The sequence below is a fragment of the Streptomyces sp. NPDC054840 genome (assembly GCF_053611065.1).
In genome coordinates this window covers 1-2918 of the sequence record NZ_JBSGZP010000818.1, presented here as the reverse complement: position 1 = coordinate 2918, position 2918 = coordinate 1, and the positions used below count along the sequence as shown (strand labels likewise).

Genomic DNA, 2918 nt, shown 5'->3' with positions numbered 1-2918 from the left:
GTCCAGTACACGGGCGCCCCTCCGCCTTGCCGGGCATGGCACCGGACGCCGCGGGCTCGGCCGACAAGATCCGAAAGAGACGGCCTAAGGCACCCCGTCCGGGATCCCTTCCGACGCCCCGCCCGGCACCAGCGCACCGAGCCGCCCGACCAGCTCCCCGAAGGGGCCGTCGGCGGGTTCGTCGGCCAGGATGCGTACGAGGATCCCCGCCATCTCCGCGTCGTACGCGGCGCTCACGGCGGCCAGCGCGGCGAAGTCGTGCACCAGCTGCAACTCCAGCTCGCCCCGCGGGATCCGGCGCCCGTCCAGCCAGATCAGCGCGGTGGACTCGGCGAGCGACACCCAGGACCGCACCACGAGCTCCAGGCGCGCGGGCGTACGCTCCAGCCCGATGCCCAGGTGCGTGAGGATCTGCTCGTACGCCGCCTGCCGGACCTCGTCGATCATCGCGTTCGTCCGGCTGCTGCCGACGGCCGGACCGCCCCGCATCAGCGCCGAGAAGCCCGGCCCGTGGTCGTCGACGAAATCGAAGAACCGCCCCATCACCCGCAGCAGGCGCGCCCCGAGAGGCCCCTCCCGGGGCTCCACGAACCGCAGCGCCAGCTCGTCGGCCGCCCGCCGCAGCGCGGCCTCGTACAGGCTCAGCTTGCCCGGAAAGTAGTGGTAGACGAGCGGCCGGGATATCCCCGCGGCCGCCGCGATCTCGTCGATCGACACATCGTCGGGCGAGCGGTTGCTGAACAGCTCCAGGGCAACCCCGATCAGCTGCTGCCGCCGCTCTTCGACACCCATCCTGCGTCGCACCCCGGTTGTCATGCGGACACCCTACTGGGGAGCGTTCACAGGTCCAGGACCAGCCGGTCCCCCTTCGCGCGCGAGACGCACAGCAGCATCGAATCCTCGCGCTCCTGGTCCGTGAGCAGCTCGTCGCGGTGGTCCACCCCGCCCGCCAGCACCCGGTGTTGGCAGGTCCCGCAGAAACCCCGCTCGCAGGAGTACGGGGTGTCCGGCAGCTCCCGGCGCACCGCGGCCAGGGTGCTCTCGTCCGCCGCCACCTCCACGGTCCGGCCCGAGCGGCGCAGTTCGACCGTGAAGGGCCGCCCCGGACCTGCCTCACCCTCCGGCGCGAAGCGCTCCAGGTGCACCGCCGCCGGATCCGCGGCCGCCGCCATGACGGCCCGCATCAAAGGCTCCGGACCGCAGCAGTAGACCAGCGTGCCGGGCGCCGCAGCGGACACCGCGGCCAGCTCGGGCAGGCCCGTCTCGTCCTCGGCCAGGACCGACACCCGGTCGCCGTAGGGTGCGAGATCGGCCAGGAAGGGCATCGAGGCGCGCGTGCGGCCCCCATAGAGGAGGGTCCAGTCGGCGCCCGCCGCCGTGGCGGCCCGCAGCATCGGCAGGATCGGGGTGATGCCGATGCCGCCCGCGACGAAGACGTACGAGGCCGCCGGGAGCAGCTCGAAGCGGTTGCGCGGCGGGCGCAGCTCCAGCTCGGCGCCCTCGACCAGCCGCGCGTGCGCCTCGCGGGAGCCGCCCCGGCCGTCCTCCACGAGCCGGATCGCGATCGCGTACCGGCCGTCGTCCGCCGGGTCGCCGCACAGCGAGTACTGGCGGACCAGGCCCGAGGGCAAGGTGACGTCCACGTGTGCGCCCGGGGTCCACGCCGGGAGGTCCGGTGACTCCAGGGTCAGGTGCAGTACGCCGCGCGCAGGCTCCGTACGGGAGACGATCAGCGCACGCAGCGCGCGGCGCGGGGAACGGCCCGAGACCGGAGTCTCCAGGGCCGGCAGCGGCCAGAGCGGGGAGTCGCCGATGCGGCGCTTCAGGGCGCGCCGGGTCACCCAGGCCGCGCCCGCGACGGCCGTGACGGCGAGGGCGCGCCTCATGCCCGCGGCCCGCCGTTCGCGCCGGGGGAGGCGGCGAGATACGCCACCGCCTGGGCCGTCGAGCCCTCCTGCGAGGGATGGTAGGTACGGGAGAGGTATCTCGGGATGGACTTCAGCATCGCTCCCGTGGACGGGAGCACCCCCTGCTGCCCGGCCACGAAGAACTTCCCGAAAGAGGCCTTGCCGTCCACCAGGTGGGGGTCGTTCTCCATGAAGAAGCGCACCCCGCGCTGCCACAGGAACACCAGGGCCGAGAAGGCGGTCGCCCAGGTGCGGGCCCGGCGCCGGTAGTTGCCGTCGACGTGCATGAAGAGGTCGAAGGCCACCGAACGGTGCTCGACCTCCTCCGCCCCGTGCCAGCGCAGCAGGTCCAGCATGGTGGGGTCGGCGCCCCGCCGGTCCAGCGCCTCGGCGTTCAGCACCCAGTCGCCCAGGAACGCCGTGTAGTGCTCGATCGCCGCGATCATCGCGACCCGTTCCATCAGCCACCAGTGGCGGGCCCGGCCCGGTGGCAGGGTCCGGTCGCCGAGGAGCTTCTCGAACAGCCAGTCCACCTGCGCGGTGTAGGGGGTCGGGTCCAGTCCCAGCCGCTTCAGGTGGGGGAGCACGTCGTCGTGCGCGGTGGCGTGCATGGCCTCCTGGCCGATGAAGCCGACGACGTCCGCCCGCAGCCGCTCGTCCTCGATGTACGGGAGCACCTGCTTGCAGACGTGGACGAACCAGCGCTCTCCCGCGGGGAGCAGCAGGTGCAGCACATTGATCATGTGTCCGGCGAACGGGTCGCCGGGCAGCCAGTGGAGCGGGGTGTCCTCCCAGCCGAAGGACACGTTCCGGGGCCTCAGGTCCACGTGTTCCGACGCCACGGGGGCGGGCGCGAGCGGCGTATTAGACATGGCGTCAATGTACTGATGGGTAGGGGGGAGGAGAAGACCCGTGCGCCGACTTCTCCGACATGCCACTGCCCGGGCGCGTCCGCGCCCGGGCAGTATGCGTAGCGGTGTCCCGCGGACCGGCTCGTCCCTTCCGGATCGT

At 72.7% G+C, this 2918-nt stretch carries 3 protein-coding genes; all 3 read right to left on the bottom strand.

Features of this window, described 5'->3' with window-relative positions:
• Positions 1–84: 84 nt before the first annotated feature.
• The 3 genes from ACWGIU_RS34510 to ACWGIU_RS34500 are packed head-to-tail and all read right to left on the bottom strand — an operon-like array spanning position 85 to position 2779.
• Complete coding sequence (locus tag ACWGIU_RS34510; RefSeq protein WP_453712050.1) at positions 85–816, bottom strand: TetR/AcrR family transcriptional regulator; 732 nt, start codon at positions 814–816, stop codon at positions 85–87.
• A gap of 23 nt (positions 817–839) precedes the next feature.
• On the bottom strand, positions 840–1886 hold the full coding sequence (locus ACWGIU_RS34505; protein ID WP_453712049.1) for a PDR/VanB family oxidoreductase: 1047 nt from the start codon (positions 1884–1886) through the stop codon (positions 840–842).
• Positions 1883–2779 carry a metal-dependent hydrolase gene (locus tag ACWGIU_RS34500; protein ID WP_453712048.1) on the bottom strand — a complete coding sequence of 299 codons (897 nt, stop codon included), beginning with the start codon at positions 2777–2779 and terminating at the stop codon, positions 1883–1885. Before ACWGIU_RS34500 ends, ACWGIU_RS34505 begins: the two co-directional genes overlap by 4 nt.
• Positions 2780–2918: the final 139 nt, after the last annotated feature.

Bases quoted from the DNA above. Each gene is read 5' to 3' on its own strand.
- ACWGIU_RS34510 (WP_453712050.1), bottom strand. From the start codon at position 816: ATGACAACCGGGGTGCGACGCAGGATGGGTGTCGAAGAGCGGCGGCAG.
- ACWGIU_RS34505 (WP_453712049.1), bottom strand. From the start codon at position 1,886: ATGAGGCGCGCCCTCGCCGTCACGGCCGTCGCGGGCGCGGCCTGGGTG.
- ACWGIU_RS34500 (WP_453712048.1), bottom strand. From the start codon at position 2,779: ATGTCTAATACGCCGCTCGCGCCCGCCCCCGTGGCGTCGGAACACGTG.